21 protein-coding genes are annotated in these 19,726 nt (G+C 62.0%); all 21 read left to right on the top strand.

The window, feature by feature from the left end; all coding sequences use genetic code 11:
* Positions 1 to 10: 10 nt before the first annotated feature.
* The gene (fliF, locus tag QRN10_RS05160; RefSeq protein ID WP_181075853.1) at positions 11 to 1,789 is read left to right on the top strand and encodes a flagellar basal-body MS-ring/collar protein FliF; all 1,779 of its coding nucleotides are present in this window, start codon (positions 11 to 13) and stop codon (positions 1,787 to 1,789) included.
* Positions 1,782 to 2,798 carry a flagellar motor switch protein FliG gene (fliG, locus tag QRN10_RS05155; protein ID WP_181075851.1) on the top strand — a complete coding sequence of 339 codons (1,017 nt, stop codon included), beginning with the start codon at positions 1,782 to 1,784 and terminating at the stop codon, positions 2,796 to 2,798. Before fliF ends, fliG begins: the two co-directional genes overlap by 8 nt.
* 10 nt (positions 2,799 to 2,808) lie before the next feature.
* Positions 2,809 to 3,573 carry a flagellar assembly protein FliH gene (gene fliH, locus QRN10_RS05150; protein WP_285427956.1) on the top strand — a complete coding sequence of 255 codons (765 nt, stop codon included), beginning with the start codon at positions 2,809 to 2,811 and terminating at the stop codon, positions 3,571 to 3,573.
* Complete coding sequence (gene fliI, locus QRN10_RS05145; RefSeq protein ID WP_181075847.1) at positions 3,563 to 4,921, top strand: flagellar protein export ATPase FliI; 1,359 nt, start codon at positions 3,563 to 3,565, stop codon at positions 4,919 to 4,921. The genes fliH and fliI overlap by 11 nt, the downstream gene beginning before the upstream one ends.
* 3 nt (positions 4,922 to 4,924) lie before the next feature.
* On the top strand, positions 4,925 to 5,374 hold the full coding sequence (gene fliJ / locus QRN10_RS05140) for a flagellar export protein FliJ (protein WP_181075845.1): 450 nt from the start codon (positions 4,925 to 4,927) through the stop codon (positions 5,372 to 5,374).
* Between the two features lie 76 nt (positions 5,375 to 5,450).
* Positions 5,451 to 5,756 carry an STAS domain-containing protein gene (locus QRN10_RS05135; protein WP_181075843.1) on the top strand — a complete coding sequence of 102 codons (306 nt, stop codon included), beginning with the start codon at positions 5,451 to 5,453 and terminating at the stop codon, positions 5,754 to 5,756.
* Positions 5,753 to 7,471, top strand: a complete 1,719-nt coding sequence (locus QRN10_RS05130; protein WP_285427950.1) for an ATP-binding SpoIIE family protein phosphatase — start codon at positions 5,753 to 5,755, stop codon at positions 7,469 to 7,471. The genes QRN10_RS05135 and QRN10_RS05130 overlap by 4 nt, the downstream gene beginning before the upstream one ends.
* A 30-nt stretch (positions 7,472 to 7,501) precedes the next feature.
* Positions 7,502 to 7,846, top strand: coding sequence for an Hpt domain-containing protein (locus QRN10_RS05125; RefSeq protein ID WP_181075839.1), 345 nt, complete (start codon positions 7,502 to 7,504; stop codon positions 7,844 to 7,846).
* Between the two features lie 103 nt (positions 7,847 to 7,949).
* Positions 7,950 to 9,299, top strand: a complete 1,350-nt coding sequence (locus QRN10_RS05120; protein WP_285427949.1) for a flagellar hook-length control protein FliK — start codon at positions 7,950 to 7,952, stop codon at positions 9,297 to 9,299.
* A gap of 547 nt (positions 9,300 to 9,846) precedes the next feature.
* Positions 9,847 to 10,350, top strand: a complete 504-nt coding sequence (gene fliL, locus QRN10_RS05115; RefSeq protein WP_181075835.1) for a flagellar basal body-associated protein FliL — start codon at positions 9,847 to 9,849, stop codon at positions 10,348 to 10,350.
* A 9-nt stretch (positions 10,351 to 10,359) separates the two neighbouring features.
* Positions 10,360 to 11,328 carry a flagellar motor switch protein FliM gene (gene fliM / locus QRN10_RS05110; RefSeq protein ID WP_181075833.1) on the top strand — a complete coding sequence of 323 codons (969 nt, stop codon included), beginning with the start codon at positions 10,360 to 10,362 and terminating at the stop codon, positions 11,326 to 11,328.
* 39 nt (positions 11,329 to 11,367) lie between these two features.
* Positions 11,368 to 11,835 carry a flagellar motor switch protein FliN gene (fliN, locus tag QRN10_RS05105; RefSeq protein WP_181075831.1) on the top strand — a complete coding sequence of 156 codons (468 nt, stop codon included), beginning with the start codon at positions 11,368 to 11,370 and terminating at the stop codon, positions 11,833 to 11,835.
* A 1-nt stretch (position 11,836) separates the two neighbouring features.
* A complete protein-coding gene (gene fliO / locus QRN10_RS05100) occupies positions 11,837 to 12,271 on the top strand; it encodes a flagellar biosynthetic protein FliO (RefSeq protein ID WP_181075829.1) in 435 nt (144 codons plus the stop codon).
* Entirely contained in the window at positions 12,271 to 13,014 is a 744-nt protein-coding gene (fliP, locus tag QRN10_RS05095) for a flagellar type III secretion system pore protein FliP (RefSeq protein ID WP_253508748.1), read from the top strand. Before fliO ends, fliP begins: the two co-directional genes overlap by 1 nt.
* 4 nt (positions 13,015 to 13,018) lie before the next feature.
* Positions 13,019 to 13,288 carry a flagellar biosynthesis protein FliQ gene (gene fliQ, locus QRN10_RS05090; protein WP_034099472.1) on the top strand — a complete coding sequence of 90 codons (270 nt, stop codon included), beginning with the start codon at positions 13,019 to 13,021 and terminating at the stop codon, positions 13,286 to 13,288.
* Between the two features lie 4 nt (positions 13,289 to 13,292).
* Positions 13,293 to 14,078, top strand: coding sequence for a flagellar biosynthetic protein FliR (fliR, locus tag QRN10_RS05085; RefSeq protein WP_181075825.1), 786 nt, complete (start codon positions 13,293 to 13,295; stop codon positions 14,076 to 14,078).
* Between the two features lie 3 nt (positions 14,079 to 14,081).
* Positions 14,082 to 15,218 carry a flagellar biosynthesis protein FlhB gene (flhB, locus tag QRN10_RS05080; protein ID WP_181075823.1) on the top strand — a complete coding sequence of 379 codons (1,137 nt, stop codon included), beginning with the start codon at positions 14,082 to 14,084 and terminating at the stop codon, positions 15,216 to 15,218.
* Positions 15,219 to 15,406: 188 nt separating this feature from the next.
* On the top strand, positions 15,407 to 15,613 hold the full coding sequence (locus tag QRN10_RS05075) for a S1 domain-containing protein (RefSeq protein ID WP_181075821.1): 207 nt from the start codon (positions 15,407 to 15,409) through the stop codon (positions 15,611 to 15,613).
* A 22-nt stretch (positions 15,614 to 15,635) separates the two neighbouring features.
* Positions 15,636 to 15,839 (top strand): cold-shock protein, encoded by a 204-nt coding sequence (locus QRN10_RS05070; protein ID WP_285427947.1) that lies wholly within the window; start codon positions 15,636 to 15,638, stop codon positions 15,837 to 15,839.
* A gap of 349 nt (positions 15,840 to 16,188) precedes the next feature.
* Entirely contained in the window at positions 16,189 to 18,303 is a 2,115-nt protein-coding gene (gene flhA / locus QRN10_RS05065; RefSeq protein WP_502941371.1) for a flagellar biosynthesis protein FlhA, read from the top strand.
* A gap of 12 nt (positions 18,304 to 18,315) precedes the next feature.
* Complete coding sequence (flhF, locus tag QRN10_RS05060) at positions 18,316 to 19,632, top strand: flagellar biosynthesis GTPase FlhF (protein ID WP_181075816.1); 1,317 nt, start codon at positions 18,316 to 18,318, stop codon at positions 19,630 to 19,632.
* Positions 19,633 to 19,726 lie beyond the last annotated feature (94 nt).

The following is a 19,726-nucleotide window of genomic DNA, read 5'->3' as shown; positions in this document are numbered from 1 at the left end:
GATTTAAGTCATGGCAGAAGCAGTCGTGGACAACGTACCCGCCAAGACAGACGGCAAGCCGCCGCTGTTTGGCCTGTCGTTCCTGGAAAACCTCTCGGAAATGACCATGTTGCGTCAGGTCGGCCTGTTGGTCGGTCTGGCCGCCAGCGTGGCGATTGGTTTCGCTGTGGTGTTGTGGTCGCAGCAGCCCGATTACCGGCCGCTGTACGGCAGCCTGGCGGGCATGGATTCCAAGCAGATCATGGAAACCCTGGCCGCGGCCGACATCGCCTACACCGTAGAGCCCAACTCCGGCGCGCTGCTGGTCAAGGCCGACGACGTCGCCCGTGCGCGCATGAAGCTGGCCGCTGCGGGTGTCACGCCGTCTGACAGCAACATCGGTTTCGAGATCCTCGACAAGGACCAGGGCCTGGGTACCAGCCAGTTTATGGAAGCCACACGTTATCGTCGTGGCCTGGAAGGCGAACTGGCACGCACCATCTCCAGCCTGAATAACGTCAAGGGTGCCCGTGTGCACTTGGCCATTCCGAAAAGCTCGGTGTTTGTGCGCGATGAGCGCAAGCCCAGCGCGTCGGTGCTGGTGGAGCTGTTTTCCGGCCGCTCCCTGGAGCCGGGCCAGGTCATGGCGATCATCAATCTGGTGGCCACCAGTGTTCCCGAACTGAGCAAATCGCAGATCACCGTGGTGGACCAGAAGGGCAACCTGCTGTCCGACCAGGCCGAGAACTCGGCGCTGACCCAGGCCGGCAAGCAGTTCGACTACAGCCGCCGCGTGGAAAGCATGCTGACCCAGCGCGTGCATAACATTCTGCAACCGGTGTTGGGCAACGACCGTTATAAAGCCGAAGTTTCCGCCGACGTGGACTTCAGCGCCGTCGAGTCGACCTCCGAGCAGTTCAACCCGGACCAGCCGGCCCTGCGCAGCGAGCAGTCCACCAGCGAACAACGCACCGCCAGCAATGGCCCGCAAGGCGTACCGGGCGCGCTGAGCAACCAACCGCCTTCGCCGGCTTCGGCTCCGCAGACCACCGGTGGCGCCGCCGCCACCGCCGGCGCGATCCAGCCTGGCCAACCGCTGCTGGACGCCAACGGCCAACAGATCATGGACCCGGCGACCGGCCAGCCGATGCTCGCGCCGTACCCGGCGGACAAGCGTAACCAGTCCACCAAAAACTTTGAGCTGGACCGTTCCATCAGCCACACCAAGCAGCAACAGGGCCGTGTCAATCGCCTGTCGGTGTCGGTGGTGGTCGATGACCAAGTCAAGGTCAACGCGGCCGACGGTGCGGTCACCCGTGCCCCGTGGAGCGCCGACGAATTGGCGCGCTTCACCCGTCTGGTGCAGGACGCCGTCGGTTTCGACGCCAGCCGTGGCGACAGCGTCAGCGTGATCAACATGCCGTTCTCCGCCGAGCGTGGCGAAGTGATTGCCGAGCCTGCGTTCTACTCGCAGCCCTGGTTCTGGGACATCGTCAAGCAAGTGCTGGGCGTGTTGTTCATCCTGGTGCTGGTGTTCGGCGTACTGCGTCCGGTGCTGAACAACATCACCGGCAACGGCAAGAAACAACTGGCCCTGGCCGGCGGCAGCGATGTCGAATTGGGTGGCATGGGCGGCCTGGACGGCGAACTGGCCAACGACCGCGTCAGCCTCGGCGGCCCGCAAAGCATCCTGTTGCCGAGCCCGAGCGAAGGCTATGACGCTCAGTTGAACGCAATCAAGAGTCTGGTAGCAGAAGACCCGGGCCGTGTGGCCCAGGTCGTGAAAGAGTGGATTAACGCAGATGAGTGATCGAGCCGCTGTTGCCAAGCTCTCCCGGGTCGACAAAGCCGCAGTCCTGCTGCTGTCGCTGGGGGAAACCGACGCCGCCCAAGTGCTGCGGCACATGGGCCCCAAAGAGGTTCAACGGGTGGGCGTGGCCATGGCGCAAATGCGCAATGTGCACCGCGAGCAAGTCGAACAGGTGATGAGCGAGTTCGTCGAGATCGTCGGCGACCAGACCAGCCTGGGCGTCGGCTCCGACAGCTACATTCGCAAAATGCTCACCTCGGCCCTGGGCGAAGACAAGGCCAACGGCCTGATCGATCGCATCCTGCTGGGCGGCAACACCAGCGGCCTGGACAGCCTCAAGTGGATGGAGCCGCGCGCCGTGGCCGATGTGATCCGCTATGAGCACCCGCAGATCCAGGCCATCGTGGTGGCTTACCTCGACCCCGACCAGGCCGGTGAAGTGCTGGGCCACTTCGACCATAAAGTGCGCCTGGACATCATCCTGCGGGTGTCGTCGCTTAATACCGTGCAGCCGGCGGCGTTGAAAGAATTGAACACCATCCTGGAGAAGCAGTTCTCGGGCAATTCCAATGCTTCGCGCACCACCCTGGGTGGCATCAAGCGCGCGGCGGATATCATGAACTTCCTCGACAGCTCGGTCGAAGGCCAGTTGATGGACTCGATCCGCGAGATCGACGACACCCTGTCCGGCCAGATCGAAGACCTTATGTTCGTGTTCAACAACCTCTCCGATGTCGACGACCGTGGCATCCAGGCGTTGCTGCGCGAAGTGTCCTCCGACGTGCTGGTGTTGGCACTCAAGGGTTCCGACGACGGGGTCAAGGAAAAGATCTTCAAGAACATGTCCAAGCGTGCCTCCGAACTGTTGCGCGACGACCTGGAGGCCAAGGGGCCGGTGCGCGTCAGCGACGTGGAAACCGCGCAAAAAGAAATCCTCACCATTGCCCGCCGTATGGCCGAAGCCGGAGAAATCGTTCTCGGTGGGAAGGGCGGCGAAGAAATGATCTAAGGCGTTGTCCATGTCGAACAAAGATGAGGCTCCCAGCGATCTGATTCGCGCGCGGGATGTCGGCGGGTTCGACATCTGGTCGTTGCCCAGCTTCGATCCGCACGTGCCCGAGCCCGAGCCGGAACCGGTGGAAGAACTTCCGGTGGAAATGGAAGAAGTGCCGCTGGAAGAAGTCCAGCCACTGACCCTGGAAGAGTTGGAAAGCATCCGCCAGGAAGCCTACAACGAGGGCTTTGCCGCCGGTGAAAAAGACGGTTTTCGCAGCACCACCCTCAAGGTGCGCCAGGAGGCCGACGCGGCGCTGGCGGTCAAGCTGGCCAGCCTGGAACGCTTGATGGGCAGCCTGTTCGACCCGATCGCCGAGCAGGACACACAGCTCGAAAAGGCCATGGTGCGCCTGTTGGAACACATCGCTCGCCAGGTGATCCAGCGTGAGCTGGCGCTGGACTCCAGCCAGATCGAAAGCGTGATGCGCGAGGCCCTCAAGCTGCTGCCCCTGGGCGTCGGCAATGTGCGGTTGTACATCAACCCGCAGGATTTCGAACAGGTCAAAGCCCTGCGCGAGCGCCATGAGGAAACCTGGCGCATCGTCGAGGACGCGGCGCTGCAGCCCGGCGGTTGCCGCGTCGAGACCGAGCACAGCCGTATCGATGCCACGGTGGAAACCCGTATCAGCCAGATCATGGCCAAGTTGCTCGATCAGCAGCACGAACAGGTCCTGAATCCTGCCGAACCTGACCTGAGCATCGACCTGGACACCCCAGATGCGCCTTGATCGCACCAGCTTCGCCAAGCGCTTGAGCGCTTACACCGAAGCCACCGAGTTGCCCGGCCAGCCGATCCTTGAAGGTCGCCTGCTGCGCATGGTCGGCCTGACCCTCGAAGCCGAGGGCTTGCGCGCCGCCATGGGCAGCCGTTGCATGGTCATCAATGACGACAGCTATCATCCGGTACAGGTCGAGGCCGAGGTGATGGGCTTTTCCGGCAGCAAGATTTTCCTGATGCCCGTGGGCAGCCTGGCGGGCATCGCCCCCGGCGCCCGCGTGGTGCCGCTGGCCGATACCGGTCGCCTGCCGATGGGCATGGGCATGCTCGGTCGCGTGCTCGACGGCGCCGGCCGCGCCCTGGACGGCAAGGGCGGGATGAAGGCCGAAGACTGGGTGCCGATGGACGGCCCCACCATCAATCCCCTCAACCGCAACCCCATCAGCGTGCCGCTGGACGTGGGAATTCGCAGCATCAACGGTTTATTGACGGTCGGCCGCGGCCAGCGTCTGGGCCTGTTCGCCGGTACCGGCGTGGGTAAGTCGGTGTTGCTGGGCATGATGACGCGCTTTACCGAGGCCGACATTATCGTGGTCGGGCTGATCGGCGAACGTGGTCGCGAAGTGAAGGAGTTCATTGAACACAGCCTGGGTGAAGAGGGCCTCAAGCGCTCGGTGGTGGTCGCGTCCCCCGCCGACGATGCGCCGCTGATGCGCCTGCGCGCCGCCATGTATTGCACGCGCATCGCCGAATATTTTCGCGACAAGGGCAAGAACGTGCTGTTGCTGATGGACTCACTCACGCGTTTCGCCCAGGCCCAGCGGGAAATCGCCCTGGCCATCGGCGAGCCGCCCGCGACCAAGGGCTATCCGCCGTCGGTATTCGCCAAGCTGCCCAAGTTGGTGGAGCGGGCCGGTAATGCCGAGGCCGGCGGAGGATCGATCACTGCGTTCTATACCGTGCTGTCCGAAGGTGACGACCAGCAGGACCCGATTGCCGACTCGGCGCGTGGCGTGCTCGATGGGCACATTGTGCTGTCACGGCGCCTGGCGGAGGAGGGGCATTACCCGGCCATCGACATCGAAGCGTCCATCAGCCGGGTGATGCCGGCGGTGGTCACGCCCGAGCACATGGTTCGCGCGCAGCAGTTCAAACAGTTGTGGTCGCGCTATCAACAGAGCCGCGATCTGATCAGTGTCGGTGCCTACGTGGCCGGCGGCGATCGCGACACCGACCTGGCCATCGCCCTGCAGCCGCAGTTGGTGACCTACCTGCGCCAGGGCCTGAACGACAAGATCAGCATGGGCGAAAGCGAAGCGCACCTGCAGTCGATCTTCGCCCCGGCGCCAGGCGGCTAAGCCATGGCCAGCAGCCGCGCGTCACGCCTGGCCCCGGTGGTGGAAATGGCCGAGAAGGCCGAAAAAACCGCCGTGCAGCGCCTGGGGTATTTCCAGGGCCAAGTGCGCCTGGCGGAAAGCAAGTTGGGCGACCTCGAACGTTTTCGCGGCGAGTACCAGCAGCAATGGATCGAGCGTGGCACCAAAGGCGTGTCGGGCCAGTGGCTGATGGGTTATCAGGGTTTTCTCAACCAATTGGAAACAGCAGTCGGCCAGCAGCGCCAGAGCCTGGCCTGGCATCAGAACAACCTGGAAAAAGCCCGCGAGAGCTGGCAACAGGCATTCGCCCGCGTCGAAGGCCTGCGCAAGCTGGTGCAGCGTTACATTGACGAAGCACGCGCGATCGAAGACAAGCGCGAACAGAAACTGCTCGATGAACTGTCGCAGCGTCTGCCGCGTCCGGAGCAGTTCTAAATCAGGGTGCGCTGTTGCTCACATCCCGTTCACCTGCTAAACCTTGTGTGTAGTCCCACGACAAGGAAGCAGTCGCATGGCAGTCGAGTCAGAAGTATCCCCGGACGGGAAGAAGTTGACGATCGTGATCAAAGGCCGGTTCGATTTCGGCCAGCATCAGAAGTTTCGTGATTCCTACGAGCGTTTCTACAAGGTCCCGCAGGCCTATATCGTGGACCTCAAGGAAACCACTTACATGGACAGCTCGGCGCTGGGGATGCTCCTGCTGCTGCGCGACCACGCCGGTGGCGACGAATCGCAGGTTACTGTGATCAACAGCAACCCTGACGTGCGCAAGATCCTCGCTATCGCCAACTTCGATCGGCTGTTTGACATCAATTGAGCGCTCTGGCCCCCGCCCATGAGGCGCTCACGATCCTGATCGCCGACGACAGCCCCGCCGACCTGCTGTTGCTGTCGACCATTGTGCGACGCCAGGGCCATCAGGTGCTCACCGCTGCCGATGGTCGCGAAGCCGTCGAAGTGTTTACCCGTGAGCGCCCGCAACTGGTGCTGATGGATGCGCTGATGCCGGTGATGGATGGCTTCGCCGCTGCGCGCTGGATCAAGCAGCTGTCGGGGGAAGCCCTGGTGCCGATCATCTTCCTCACCTCCCTGAGCGACAGCGCCGACCTGGCCGAGTGTCTGGACGCGGGTGGCGATGACTTCCTGCCCAAGCCCTACAACCCGCTGATCCTGGGCGCAAAAATCAACGCCATGGACCGCCTGCGTCGGTTGCAGGCCACGGTGCTGCAGCAGCGCGATCTGATCGCCAAGCACAATGACCACCTGTTGCATGAGCAGCGGGTGGCCAAGGCGGTGTTCGACAAGGTCGCCCACTCCGGTTGTATCAATGCCGCGCCGAATATCCGCTACCTGCAGTCGCCTTACGCGCTGTTCAATGGCGATCTGTTATTGGCGGCCTACACGCCGTCGGGCGATATGCATGTGCTGCTGGGGGATTTTACCGGCCACGGCTTGCCGGCGGCGGTGGGGGCCATGCCCCTGGCGGACGTGTTCTACGGCATGACCGCCAAGGGCTATGGCCTGGCGCAGATCCTGCGCGAGATGAACGCCAAGCTCAAACGCATCCTGCCGGTGGACATGTTCTGTTGCGCCACTTTGTTGTGCCTGAGCACCGATCGCCATGTGGTGGAGGTATGGAACGGCGGCATGCCCGAGGGCTATGTGCATCAGGTCGCCACAGGCAAACGCACATCGCTGGCATCGCGGCACTTGCCGTTGGGTGTGCTGTCGGCCGAGCTGTTCAATGACTGCACTGAAGTCTGGCCCATGGCGTTGGAGGATCGCGTGTTTCTGTTGTCCGACGGCGTGCTGGAGACCGCCGACGCGAATAACCAGTTGTTCGGGGTCGAGCGCTTGCAGCAGGTGTTCGCTGCCAACCGCGAGCCTGATCGCTTGTTCGAAGATGTCGAGCAGGCCCTGGCGGCATTTCGCGGGGAGGCGCGCGATGACGTGAGCATGGTGGAGATCACCTTGCAGTCCGGCCCGGCGTTGCGTGCGAGTGGGCCGTTGTATGCCGACAGCGGCCAGTCGTGCCCGCTGGACTGGTCGGTGAATTTCGAGTTCCGCGCCGAGACCCTCAAGCGCTACAACCCGCTGCCCTACCTGTTGCAATTGCTGCTGGAGATCCATGGCCTGCGCGCGCAGAGCGGCGCACTCTACAGCGTGATGGCCGAGTTGTACTCCAACGCGCTGGAACATGGCGTGCTGGGCCTGGACTCACGGCTCAAACGCGATGCCCAGGGCTTTGCCGAGTACTATCGCCGGCGCAACGAACGATTGGCCGAATTGAACAGCGGTTACGTGCGAGTGCAGGTGCAAGTGGTGCCGACCGACGCCGGCGGCACGATGACCCTGCGCATCGAGGACAGCGGGCCGGGATTTGATGTGGACAAGGTGCTGGCGCAGCCCTTGGATATCGACCGTCTGTCCGGTCGCGGCTTGAGCCTGGTACGTCGGCTCAGTCACGACGTGCGTTGGTCCGACGGCGGGCGGTGTGTGTGCGTGGAGTTTTCGTGGGAGGCTCTGGCATAATCCGCCGATTCTTGATCAAGGAGCGAGCAAGTGGTTGATGTTCATCTGGACCCGGTAGTGTTGTCGGGTTTGCAGGAAGTCATGGAAAGCGAGTACCCCAAGTTGCTCGATACTTTTCTTGACGATTCGCAAAAACGCATCGAAGCATTGCGCCAGTCTCGGGGCGACGCGAAGGCGCTGGGGCGTATCGCCCATAGTTTCAAAGGCAGCAGCGGCAACCTCGGAGCGGTGCGCTTGGCGCACTTGTGCCAGCGCTTGGAGGCCGAATCCGCCGAGGCGGCCGGCGATCTGGAGGCACTGGTGGATCAGATCGATCTTGAGTTTGCGTTGGTCAAGCCGCTGTACGAGTCGGAGCGTCAGCGCTTCCAGATGTGACGGTGGCAACCAACCCTCACTCAGCCGAAACCAAACCTGGCCCGACTCTTGCTCTATCTCCTCATACTGCATCCCCGATCCCCATGCAGTGGAGACCTTTACCATGCCAGTCGCCCCGAATTCGCTTCTTCAGGCTGCCCCCGCGGCCAAGCCTCAAGCGCCCGCCGCCAATCTACCGGCGGTGGCTGCGGAGCCACGGGACAAGGGCCCTGGCTTCGCTCAAGTGTTCGCCAGCCAGGGTTCAAAGCCTGCGTCCAAAGGCGACGACAACTCCACCAGACCCAGCCGCGACAAGCCCGTCGATGCCAGCGCCAAGCCGGCTGCCGGGAGTGACAAGCCTGCCGCCAAGGCACCGGCGGTTGCCGATAGCGGCAATCCTTTGCCTGCCGGCCCGCCTGCGGCCAAGGCGGACGACAGCGTCGGTCCGGACGATGATGCCCCGGTTGATCCGGCCCTGGTGCAGCAGCTCCCGGCCGACCCGGTGGTCGACCCGGCGCTGATCGCGGCCGTCACCCCGGTCGCCGTGCCGTTGCCGGTGGAAGCCCCGACACCAGTCGCCGACACGCCGGATGATCACGTCCAGCCGTTGGTTGCCGCGCCGCCGGTGCCGGTGGCCGCGAGCGAAGAGGCCAAGCCCGCGTTCGACCCTGCGGCCGACCCGCTGGATGCAATGCCGGCCGTGCGCCTGGCCATGGAGCAGGGCGGTCATGTGTCGGCCAGCAGCCAGGCGCCAGCCAAAAATGCGTCGACGCCGACCCTGGACCAACCGACCGCCGCGCAGAATTTCGCTGCCGGCCTGGCCACCCTGGTCGACCAGCAGGCTACCAAGGACAGCACCGACCAAGGGGGCGACAAGGCCTTTGGCGGTTTGATCGACGACGGCCTCAAGGACCTCAAGAGCGCCGGCAGCGACACGCGTGTCGATGACTTCGCCAACCGCCTGGCCGCCCTGACCCAGGCCGCCACGCCGAAAACCGCCAACGCTTTGCCGCCCGTCGCGAATGCGCCGCTGGCCATGCACCAGAGCGGCTGGACCGATGAGATCGTCAACCGCGTGATGTACCTGTCGAGCGCCAACCTCAAGTCGGCGGAAATCCAGTTGCAGCCGGCCGAACTCGGGCGCCTGGATATCAAGGTCAACATGACCGCCGACCAGCAGGCCCAGGTCAACTTCATGAGCGCCCACCCAGTGGTGCGTGAAGCGTTGGAAAGCCAGTCCGGCCGCCTGCGTGAAATGTTCGCCCAGCAAGGCATGGGGCAGGTGGATGTGAACGTGTCCGACCAGTCCCGTGGTCAGGAACAGCAGCAACAACAGGCGCAGACGGGGGGCGTTAGCCGCAGCGGGCGGGGCGGCGACAGCGGTGACAACGGCAGCCACATTGATGTGGCCGAAGCAGTGGCGCCCGTGACTTCAACGGTGATCGGCTCCAGCGCCGTCGATTACTACGCCTGATGTAGGTATGGCATAGGACAAAATGGGGGAGGGGGCTTGCTGTGGTGAGCTGGCTTTGATGTGGTGAGTGGGCTTTGATCTGGTGAGCTGGCTTTGATGTGGTGAGCGGGCTTGCCCCGCGCTGGGCTGCGAAGCGGCCCCAAACCCAGGCACCTCGGAGTGTCAGCTGAAACCACATCGCCTGGAATAGGGCCGCTTCGCAGCCCGGCGCGGGGCAAGCCCGCTCACTACAGAGTTATGTGTCAGCCTTTAAGACTTGTGTAGATACCCATGCTCATCGGGGCAAGCCCCCTCCCACTCGAATCGCATTCCAACTTAATTACCCACTGACGAAACCAGATCACAATGTGGGAGGGGGCTTGCCCCCGATGAGGATGTGTCAGTTCATACATCGGTTGGCTGATACACCGCTATTGGGGGGCAAGCCCCCTCCCACACTTGATTTGTGGTGTTCCTTTGTCTGTGTTCAGCCAGACAACTCTGGCATAACACTTGCTCTTGCCTTCCCGTAGATCTATGAATCCCCGAATAGTGACGGATTATTGGCATGGCGAAGAGCGAAGACGCAGCAGCAAAACCACCCGCGGGCAAAGGTAAGCTCAAGCTTATTCTGTTGATAGTCGTGGGCCTGCTCCTGGCCATTGGCGCGTCGGTGGGCGGCACCTGGTACATCATGCACAGCAGTGCCAGCAAACCGGCTCCCGCCGCCGAAACCGCTACCAACGTCAAGCAACCGGCAATCTTCGAGCCGATGCTTCCGGCGTTTGTCGCCAACTTCAATCAGAACGGCCGTCAGCGTTACCTGCAGGTGAGCATCACCTTGCTGGCGCGCAACCAATCGGACCTGGATGCCCTCAAGGTGCACATGCCGGTGATCCGCAATAACTTGGTGATGCTGTTCTCCAGCCAGAGCTTCGACACCCTGGCCACCCCGGTCGGCCAGGAAATGCTGCGCCAGAAGGTCACCGCCAGCGTGCAGGAAGTGGCCCAGAAAGAGCTCGGCAAAGTAGTGGTCGAACAGGCGCTCTTCACTAACTTCGTATTGCAGTAGGATCACGACATGGCCGTGCAGGACCTGCTGTCCCAGGATGAAATCGATGCGCTGTTGCATGGCGTCGACGATGGTCTGGTACAGACCGAAATGGCTGCCGAGCCCGGCAGCGTCAAAAGTTATGACTTGACCAGTCAGGATCGCATCGTCCGTGGACGCATGCCGACCCTGGAAATGATCAACGAACGTTTCGCCCGTTATACGCGCATCAGCATGTTCAACATGCTGCGCCGTTCGGCGGACGTGGCGGTGGGTGGCGTGCAGGTGATGAAGTTCGGCGAGTACGTGCATTCGCTGTACGTGCCCACCAGCCTCAACCTGGTCAAGATCAAGCCCCTGCGCGGCACCGCGCTGTTCATCCTCGACGCCAAACTGGTGTTCAAGCTGGTGGACAACTTCTTCGGCGGTGACGGCCGTCACGCCAAGATCGAAGGCCGTGAATTCACCCCCACCGAGCTGCGGGTGGTGCGCATGGTGCTGGAGCAGGCCTTCATCGACTTGAAGGAAGCCTGGCAGGCAATCATGGAAGTCAATTTCGAGTACATCAACTCGGAAGTGAACCCGGCCATGGCCAACATCGTCGGGCCCAGCGAAGCCATCGTGGTCTCCACCTTCCATATCGAACTCGACGGCGGTGGCGGCGACCTGCACGTGACCATGCCGTACTCGATGATCGAGCCGGTGCGCGAGATGCTCGACGCCGGCTTCCAGTCCGACCTGGACGACCAGGATGAGCGCTGGGTCAAGGCCCTGCGCGAAGACCTGCTGGACGTCGACGTGCCGCTCAGCGCCACCGTGGCGCGCCGCCAGCTGCGTCTGCGCGACATCCTGCACATGCAGCCTGGTGACATCATCCCGGTGGAGCTGCCGGAACAAATGATCATGCGCGCCAATGGCGTGCCGTCGTTCAAGGTCAAGCTCGGTTCCCACAAGGGCAACCTGGCATTGCAAGTGGTTGAGCCGATCACCCGCCGCTGACCCCTAATTTATAAATGTTTGCTTTGCCGAGGACATGTAATGGCTACCGAACACGAAAACACTTCCGCCGAAGACCAGGCCCTGGCTGATGAATGGGCGGCTGCCCTGGAAGAAACCGGCGATGTCGGCCAGGACGATATCGATGCCCTGCTGGCCGCTGATGCCGCCACCGCGCCAGCCGGCAACCGCCTGCAGATGGAAGAATTCGGCAGCGTGCCGAAGAACAACGACCCGGTGACCCTCGACGGTCCGAACCTGGACGTTATCCTCGATATTCCGGTGTCGATTTCCATGGAAGTGGGCAGCACCGAAATCAACATCCGCAACCTGCTGCAACTCAACCAGGGCTCGGTGATCGAGCTGGATCGCCTGGCCGGCGAGCCGTTGGACGTGCTGGTCAACGGCACGCTGATCGCCCACGGCGAAGTGGTAGTGGTCAACGAAAAGTTCGGTATCCGTCTGACCGACGTGATCAGCCCGAGCGAACGCATCAAGAAGCTGCGCTGATATGAACCGGCTCACGGTGGGACTGTTAATCGCGCTGCCCCTGCCGGCCTGGGCGGCCGAGCCAGTGGCTCAGGCCGCTGCCGCGCCGGTGGTGGGCAGCGTGGGCGGGCAACTGACCCAGTTGGTGCTGGGCCTGTTGCTGGTGGTGGGTTTGATCTTTGTGCTGGCCTGGCTGATGCGCCGCGTGCAGCGCGTGGGGCCGGGCAACGGCCAGGTCATCGAGATGATTGGTGCCCGCGCCCTCGGCCCGCGTGATCGCCTGGTGCTGGTGCAAGTGGGCGAGGAGCAGATTCTGCTGGGTATCACACCCGGCCGCATCACCCCATTGCACGTGCTCAAGACCCCTGTGAATGTCGACAAGACCCAGTCCGCCACGCCGGAATTTGCCCAGCGCCTGATGGAGTTGCTGGGCAAGGACCAGAAGGATAATAAGTAATGCGCGTTTTATTGACGCTCATGCTGTGGCTTGCGGCGCCGCTGGCGTTCGCCGCCGACCCGCTGTCGATCCCGGCTATTACGCTGGGCACTAACGCGGCCGGCGCGCAGGAGTATTCGGTCAGCCTGCAGATCCTGCTGATCATGACCGCGCTGAGCTTTATCCCGGCGTTTGTCATGCTGATGACCAGCTTCACGCGGATCATCATCGTCTTCTCGATCCTGCGGCAAGCGTTGGGCCTGCAGCAGACGCCTTCGAACCAGATCCTCACCGGCATGGCGCTGTTCTTGACGCTGTTCATCATGGCGCCGGTGTTCGACAAGGTGAACACGCAAGCCCTGCAACCTTACCTGGCGGAGAAAATCACCGCCCAAGACGCCATCGACAAGGCGCAGGGCCCGATCAAGGATTTCATGCTGTCGCAGACCCGCTCCAGCGACCTTGAGCTGTTCATGCGCCTGTCCAAGCGTACCGACATCGCCAGCCCCGACCAGGCGCCGCTGACCATTCTGGTGCCGGCGTTCGTCACCTCGGAATTGAAGACCGCGTTCCAGATCGGCTTCATGATCTTTATCCCGTTCCTGATCATCGACCTGGTGGTGGCGAGCGTGCTGATGGCCATGGGGATGATGATGCTGTCACCGCTGATCATCTCGTTGCCGTTCAAGATCATGCTGTTTGTGCTGGTGGACGGCTGGGCGTTGATTATCGGCACCTTGGCCAGCAGTTTCGGAGGGGTATAGCGCTATGACTCCAGAAGTCGCCGTCGACCTGTTCCGTGAAGCGCTGTGGCTGACCACCGTGATGGTCGCCGTGCTGGTGGTGCCCAGCCTGTTGGTGGGCCTGCTGGTGGCGATGTTCCAGGCCGCGACCCAGATCAACGAACAGACCTTGAGCTTCCTGCCGCGCCTGCTGGTGATGCTGGTCACGCTGATCGTCGCCGGGCCGTGGCTGGTGCAGTCGTTCATGGAATACATCCTGCAGTTGTACGGCAGTATTCCGCAGTTGATCGGCTGACCCGATGCAATCCTTGCTGGCCTTGACCGACACGCAGATCAGCACCTGGGTGGCCTCGTTCATCCTGCCGCTGTTTCGCGTGACGGCGATGTTGATGGCCATGCCGGTGTTCGGCACGACCCTGGTACCGCGGCGGGTGCGCCTGTACTTCGCGGTGGCGATCACCGTGGTGATCGTGCCCGGACTGCCGCCGATGCCGCCGGTAAATGCGCTGGACCTGAGCGCGCTGCTGCTGATCGCCGAGCAAATCCTGATCGGCGCCTTGCTCGGCTTTTCCCTGAGCCTGTTTTTCCAGGCCTTCGTGATCGCCGGGCAAATCATCTCGGTCCAGATGGGCATGGGCTTTGCCTCCATGGTCGACCCCACCAACGGTGTGTCGGCGGCGGTGATCGGGCAGTTCCTGACCATGTTGGTGACCTTGCTGTTCCTGGCCATGAACGGTCATTTGGTGGCGTTCGAAGTCATGACCGAAAGCTTCATCACGCTGCCGGTGGGCTCAGGATTGGTGGTGAACCATTTCTGGGAAATCGTCGGGCGCCTCGGCTGGGTGCTGGGCGCGTCACTGTTGCTGGTATTGCCGGCGATCACGGCGCTGCTGGTGGTCAACATCGCGTTTGGCGTGATGACCCGTGCGGCGCCGCAACTGAACATCTTCTCGATCGGTTTCCCATTGACCCTGGTGTTGGGCATGGGGATTTTCTGGATCGGCCTGGCCGACATTCTCAATCAGTATCAACCGCTGGCGACCGACGCCTTGCAGTTTTTACGTGATCTGGCACGGGCGCGCTGAGCCATGGCCGAGAGCGAGAGTGGTCAGGACAAGACAGAAGACCCCACGGAGAAACGCAAAAAGGACTCCAGGGAAAAGGGCGAAATCGCCCGCTCCAAAGAGCTCAATACCGTCGCCACCATGATGGCCGGCTCCGGTGCGCTGCTGATCTATGGCGGCGGCCTGGCCCTGGATCTGATGGAGCTGATGAAGCTCAACTTCGCCTTGCCCCGCGAGGTACTGCTCAGCCCCGGCGCGATGGGCCAGTACCTGCTGCACTCGGGCAAGATCGCGATCCTGGCGGTACAGCCGATTCTGATTACGTTGCTGCTGGCCGCGCTGATCGGCCCGGTGTCCCTTGGCGGCTGGCTGTTCGCCGCCAGCAGCATGGCGCCCAAGTTCAGCCGCATGAACCCGGCGGCGGGGCTCAAGCGCATGTTTTCGGCCAAGGCGCTGGTCGAGCTGCTCAAGGCCTTGGCCAAGTTCATATTGATTCTGTTCGTGGCCATGGCGGTGTTGTCGTCCGATATTGATGACTTGCTGCGCATTGCCCATGAGCCGTTGGAGTCAGCGATTATCCATAGCGTGCAGGTGGTGGGCTGGAGTGCGCTGTGGATGGCGGCCGGGCTGATCCTCATCGCTGCGGTGGACGCTCCGATCCAGCTGTGGGAAAGCCATAAGAAACTGCTGATGACCAAGCAGGAGGTGCGCGACGAGCACAAGGACCAGGAAGGTCGGCCCGAGGTCAAGCAGCGCATCCGTCAGCTGCAGCGCGAAATGTCGCAGCGCAAGATGATGGCTTCGGTGCCGGATGCCGACGTGGTCATCACCAACCCGACCCACTACGCGGTGGCGCTCAAGTACGACCCGGAGAAGGGCGGGGCGCCGATGCTGCTGGCCAAGGGCAGCGACTTCACCGCGCTGAAAATCCGCGAAATCGCGGTGGCCAACGACATCCTGCTGCTGGAATCGCCGGAGTTGGCGCGCTCGATTTTCTACTCCACCGACCTCGACCAGGAAATTCCCGCCGGGCTTTATCTGGCGGTGGCCCAGGTGTTGGCGTATGTCTATCAGATTCGCCAGTATCGCGCCGGCAAGGGCAAGCGTCCTGATCCGCTCAAGGATCTGCCGATTCCGCCGGATCTGCGCCGCGACTCCTGAGCCGTCGGGTAATCAGTCGTGCTGTGGCAGGCCTGCTTTCACCGCAAGGTCTCCTCATCCATAAGTCCTCCCATTGGCCGTTACCACTCGTCGCTGATCAGTGTCTACCTGTCAACTTTGACAGTAGCCAGCATCGCTTTCTCGCGGTTCCATAACCTCGCTGCGCATCAAGATGCAGGGAGTGGGAAATGCAGGTTTTTAAAGGCTGGGTTCAAGCGTATGACCCACAGACCGGCAAGGGTTTGATCGCTCCGGAGGAGTGGGGTGAGGTGGTGGCGGTCGATCTGCTCAGCTCAGGCGGTCGTTTGCTTTCGCAGGGCCAGAGAGTGGCATTTCAGAAAATCCATCGTCCTGATGGAGTCTATGCGTGCGAGATCAAGCTGATCTGCGTTTAATTGAAGTGTACGGAGAACGGCAATGGCAACAGGTACTGTGAAGTGGTTTAACGCGGAGAAGGGCTTTGGATTTATCACTCAGGACGGCGGGGGGGGCGATCTATTTGTCCACTACTCGGCCATAAAGAGCGACGGATTCAAGACCCTTGAAGAGGGGCAAAAAGTGGAGTTCGAGGTTACCCAGGGGCCCAAAGGTGCTCAGGCTGAAAACGTTCGCGCCCTTTGAGCTTCAGTTCTTCGGTGTTGGACTAGCGAGCGGGCCTCCTAGAGACGGTCCCCAATTCTTGCAATAAATGTCCTCAGCAGCGCTGGCTGCACATAGCGCAAATGTGGGAGGGGGCTTGCCCCCGATGGCGGTGTATCAGGCACCTGATCCAGGCCTGACAGACAGCAATCGGGGGCAAGCCCCCTCATTACATTTGGATGACAACATCCGATCCCCCGAGTGTTTGTGCGGTTCTCCAGGCACAAAAGTAAAGTTGGAAGGCTTCTTGCAATACCGCCTGCAAGTCGCCAGCTGGCGTCAAAAGTTTGCTTCAAGGAAACGAGGAATACCGGTGGTGGATCGCTCTCAAATGCTCAGCACGGCCCGTGGCACCCTGACTGACCTGTCGCGGGGCAATCTGGGTGTGCCGTTGTTGTTGCTGGTGATGCTGGCAATGATGATGTTGCCGATGCCGCCGTTTCTGCTGGACGTGTTCTTCACTTTCAACATCGCGCTGTCCGTGGTGGTGCTGCTGGTCTGCGTGTACGCCCTGCGTCCGCTGGATTTCGCGGTGTTCCCCACCATCCTGCTGGTGGCGACCCTGTTGCGCCTGGCGCTCAACGTCGCGTCGACCCGCGTGGTGATGCTGCACGGTCAGGACGGCCACGCCGCCGCCGGTAAGGTGATCCAGGCCTTCGGTGAAGTGGTGATCGGCGGTAACTACGTGGTCGGTATCGTGGTGTTCGCCATCCTGATGATCATCAACTTCGTGGTGGTGACCAAAGGCGCCGGGCGTATTTCCGAGGTGAGCGCGCGTTTCACCCTCGACGCCATGCCCGGCAAACAGATGGCCATCGACGCCGACCTCAACGCCGGTCTGATCGACCAGAACCAGGCCAAGTCGCGCCGCCTGGAAGTCGCCCAGGAAGCCGAGTTCTACGGCTCCATGGACGGTGCCAGTAAATTCGTGCGCGGTGACGCCATCGCTGGCCTGTTGATCCTGTTCATCAACCTGATCGGCGGCATGGCGGTCGGTATCTTCCAGCACGGCATGAGTTTCGGCGATGCCGGTAAGGTGTACGCCTTGCTGACCATCGGTGACGGTTTAGTGGCGCAATTGCCATCACTGTTGTTATCCACAGCGGCGGCGATCATGGTGACCCGTGCGTCGGGCTCCGAAGACATGGGCAAGCAGATCAGCCGGCAGATGTTTGCCTCGCCCAAGGCCCTGGCCGTGGCGGCGGGCATCATGGCGATCATGGGCCTGGTGCCGGGCATGCCGCACGTGTCGTTCCTGAGCATGGCAGCCATGGCCGGTGGCGCGGCTTACCTGTTCTGGAAAAAACAGAACATGGTCAAGGTCCAGGCCCAGCAAGAGATCGCTCGCCAGCAGGAACTGCTGCCATCCCCGGCCCGCGCCCAGGAAACCAAGGAATTGGGCTGGGATGACGTGACCCCGATCGACATGATCGGCCTGGAAGTCGGCTACCGCCTGATCCCATTGGTGGACCGCAACCAGGGTGGCCAATTGCTCGCGCGGATCAAGGGCGTGCGCAAGAAGCTGTCCCAGGACCTGGGCTTTTTGATGCCCACCGTGCACATTCGCGACAACCTCGATTTGGCGCCCAGCGCCTACCGCCTGACCCTGATGGGCGTGATCCTGGCCGAAGCCGAGATCTACCCCGATCGCGAACTGGCGATCAACCCCGGCCAGGTGTTCGGCAGCCTCAACGGTATTACCGCCAAAGATCCGGCTTTCGGCCTGGAAGCGGTGTGGATCGAAATCAGCCAGCGCAGCCAGGCCCAATCCCTGGGCTACACCGTGGTCGACGCCAGCACCGTGGTTGCCACGCACCTGAACCAGATCCTGTACAAGCACTCTCACGAGCTGATCGGCCACGAGGAAGTCCAGCAATTGATGGGGTTGCTCGGCAAAGCCTCGCCAAAACTCGCCGAAGAGCTGGTGCCGGGCGTGCTGTCGCTGTCGCAATTGCTCAAAGTGCTGCAGGCGCTGCTGGCCGAACAAGTGCCGGTGCGCGACATCCGCAGCATTGCCGAAGCCATCGCCAACAACGCCGCCAAGAGTCAAGATACCGCCGCGCTGGTGGCCGCGGTGCGCGTCGGATTGTCCCGCGCAATCGTGCAAAGCATTGTAGGGATTGACTCCGAGCTGCCTGTTATCACCTTGGAGCCAAGGTTGGAACAAATATTGCTCAATAGTATTCAGAAGGCAGGGCAAGGCCAGGAAGAAGGCGTTCTGCTGGAGCCAAGCATGGCTGAAAAACTGCAGCGTTCGTTGATCGACGCCGCACAGCGCCAGGAAATGCAGGGCCAACCGGTGATTCTGCTGGTGGCGGGTCCGGTCCGAGCGATGTTGTCGCGGTTTGGACGCCTGGCAGTACCGAATTTGCACGTGTTGGCTTATCAGGAAATTCCTGACAACAAGCAAGTGACTATCGTCGCGACAGTAGGGCCCAACGGCTGAGGGTAGTGGGTTATGCAAGTGAAGCGTTTTTTCGCCGCCGATATGCGTCAGGCCATGAAACTGGTCCGTGATGAGCTGGGCGCCGACGCCGCGATTATCGGTAACCGTCGTATTGCCGGCGGTGTCGAGCTGACGGCTGCCCTGGACTACACCCCCTCGGCGCTGGCGCCACGCGTTCCCAACATGGAGCTCGAGGACGAGTTGCGCAAGACCGCTTCGCGCATCGTCTCGGCCCAGGCCGAACTGAGCATGCGCGGCGACAGCGATGCCACCACCAATCGCCAGTTGTTCGCCGGCCTGCCGCTGACCGCCGCCGAGCCGCTGGTTGAACCTACGTTTGTCGAACCGCCGCGTCCCGCCGCGCCAGCCCCGGCCGCCGCCGTCGACCAGCGCATGTTCGATTCGATGCGTTTTGAACTCAATGGCCTGCGTGAATTGCTGGAAGTGCAACTGGGCTCCCTGGCCTGGAACCAGTTGCAAGGCAGCAAGCCGCAGCAAGCCAACCTGTGGCGTCGCCTGCAACGCATCGGCCTGTCCGGCCCGTTGTCCCGCGACCTGCTGGCGTTGACCACTGAAATCGACGAGCCACGCCAGGCCTGGCGCATGCTGCTGGCGCACCTGGCCCGCATGATCGTCACCCCGGAAATCGAACCTCTGGAAGAGGGCGGCGTGATCGCCATGGTCGGCCCTGCCGGCATGGGCAAGACCACCACCCTGGCCAAGCTGGCGGCGCGTTATGTGCTCAAGTACGGCGCGCATAACATCGCGCTGGTGAGCATGGACAGCTACCGTATCGGTGCCCAGGAACAGCTCAAGACCCTGGGGCGCATTCTTAACGTGCCGGTGACCCATGTCGACCCGGGCCAGTCCCTGGCCAACGCCCTGGACCCGCTGCTGCGCAAACGCGTGGTGCTGATCGACACCGCCGGCCTGCAAGCCAGCGATCCGGCGCTGCGCATGCAGCTGGAAAGCCTGGCCGGGCGTGGGATCAAGTCAAAAAATTACCTGGTGCTTGCAACCACCAGCCAGAAACAGGTTCTTACCGCTGCCTACCACAGCTACAAACGCTGTGGGCTGGCCGGTTGCATCCTGACCAAATTGGACGAAACCGCCAGCCTGGGCGAAGTGTTGAGCCTGGCTATCGGTCATGCATTACCGGTCGCCTACCTGACCGACGGGCCGCGGATTCCGGATGATCTGCATCTGCCGCGCCGTCATCAGTTGGTCAGCCGTGCCGTCAGCGTGCAAATGCAGGACGAGCCTAGCGAGGAAGCGATGGCCGATATGTTCGCTGATCTGTACCACAGCCCGGCAAAACGGGTGGGCTGAGCAACATGAACACAATGCAATGTACCTACATTGATGGTCTGCAAGCGATTCACGCGGCCAAGCCATGTAGCCTGCGTCTAAGCAAGACAAGGTA

This window comes from Pseudomonas sp. lyk4-R2A-8 (genome assembly GCF_030209095.1).
Lineage (GTDB): Bacteria > Pseudomonadota > Gammaproteobacteria > Pseudomonadales > Pseudomonadaceae > Aquipseudomonas > Aquipseudomonas quebecensis.
The sequence above is the reverse complement of the archived record's forward strand: the minus strand, read 5'-3'. Positions and strand labels throughout refer to the sequence as shown.

Bases quoted from the DNA above. Each gene is read 5' to 3' on its own strand.
- fliF (WP_181075853.1), top strand. From the start codon at position 11: ATGGCAGAAGCAGTCGTGGACAACGTACCCGCCAAGACAGACGGCAAG.
- fliG (WP_181075851.1), top strand. From the start codon at position 1,782: ATGAGTGATCGAGCCGCTGTTGCCAAGCTCTCCCGGGTCGACAAAGCC.
- fliH (WP_285427956.1), top strand. From the start codon at position 2,809: ATGTCGAACAAAGATGAGGCTCCCAGCGATCTGATTCGCGCGCGGGAT.
- fliI (WP_181075847.1), top strand. From the start codon at position 3,563: ATGCGCCTTGATCGCACCAGCTTCGCCAAGCGCTTGAGCGCTTACACC.
- fliJ (WP_181075845.1), top strand. From the start codon at position 4,925: ATGGCCAGCAGCCGCGCGTCACGCCTGGCCCCGGTGGTGGAAATGGCC.
- QRN10_RS05135 (WP_181075843.1), top strand. From the start codon at position 5,451: ATGGCAGTCGAGTCAGAAGTATCCCCGGACGGGAAGAAGTTGACGATC.
- QRN10_RS05120 (WP_285427949.1), top strand. From the start codon at position 7,950: ATGCCAGTCGCCCCGAATTCGCTTCTTCAGGCTGCCCCCGCGGCCAAG.
- fliL (WP_181075835.1), top strand. From the start codon at position 9,847: ATGGCGAAGAGCGAAGACGCAGCAGCAAAACCACCCGCGGGCAAAGGT.
- fliM (WP_181075833.1), top strand. From the start codon at position 10,360: ATGGCCGTGCAGGACCTGCTGTCCCAGGATGAAATCGATGCGCTGTTG.
- fliN (WP_181075831.1), top strand. From the start codon at position 11,368: ATGGCTACCGAACACGAAAACACTTCCGCCGAAGACCAGGCCCTGGCT.
- fliO (WP_181075829.1), top strand. From the start codon at position 11,837: ATGAACCGGCTCACGGTGGGACTGTTAATCGCGCTGCCCCTGCCGGCC.
- fliP (WP_253508748.1), top strand. From the start codon at position 12,271: ATGCGCGTTTTATTGACGCTCATGCTGTGGCTTGCGGCGCCGCTGGCG.
- fliQ (WP_034099472.1), top strand. From the start codon at position 13,019: ATGACTCCAGAAGTCGCCGTCGACCTGTTCCGTGAAGCGCTGTGGCTG.
- fliR (WP_181075825.1), top strand. From the start codon at position 13,293: ATGCAATCCTTGCTGGCCTTGACCGACACGCAGATCAGCACCTGGGTG.
- flhB (WP_181075823.1), top strand. From the start codon at position 14,082: ATGGCCGAGAGCGAGAGTGGTCAGGACAAGACAGAAGACCCCACGGAG.
- QRN10_RS05075 (WP_181075821.1), top strand. From the start codon at position 15,407: ATGCAGGTTTTTAAAGGCTGGGTTCAAGCGTATGACCCACAGACCGGC.
- QRN10_RS05070 (WP_285427947.1), top strand. From the start codon at position 15,636: ATGGCAACAGGTACTGTGAAGTGGTTTAACGCGGAGAAGGGCTTTGGA.
- flhA (WP_502941371.1), top strand. From the start codon at position 16,189: ATGCTCAGCACGGCCCGTGGCACCCTGACTGACCTGTCGCGGGGCAAT.
- flhF (WP_181075816.1), top strand. From the start codon at position 18,316: ATGCAAGTGAAGCGTTTTTTCGCCGCCGATATGCGTCAGGCCATGAAA.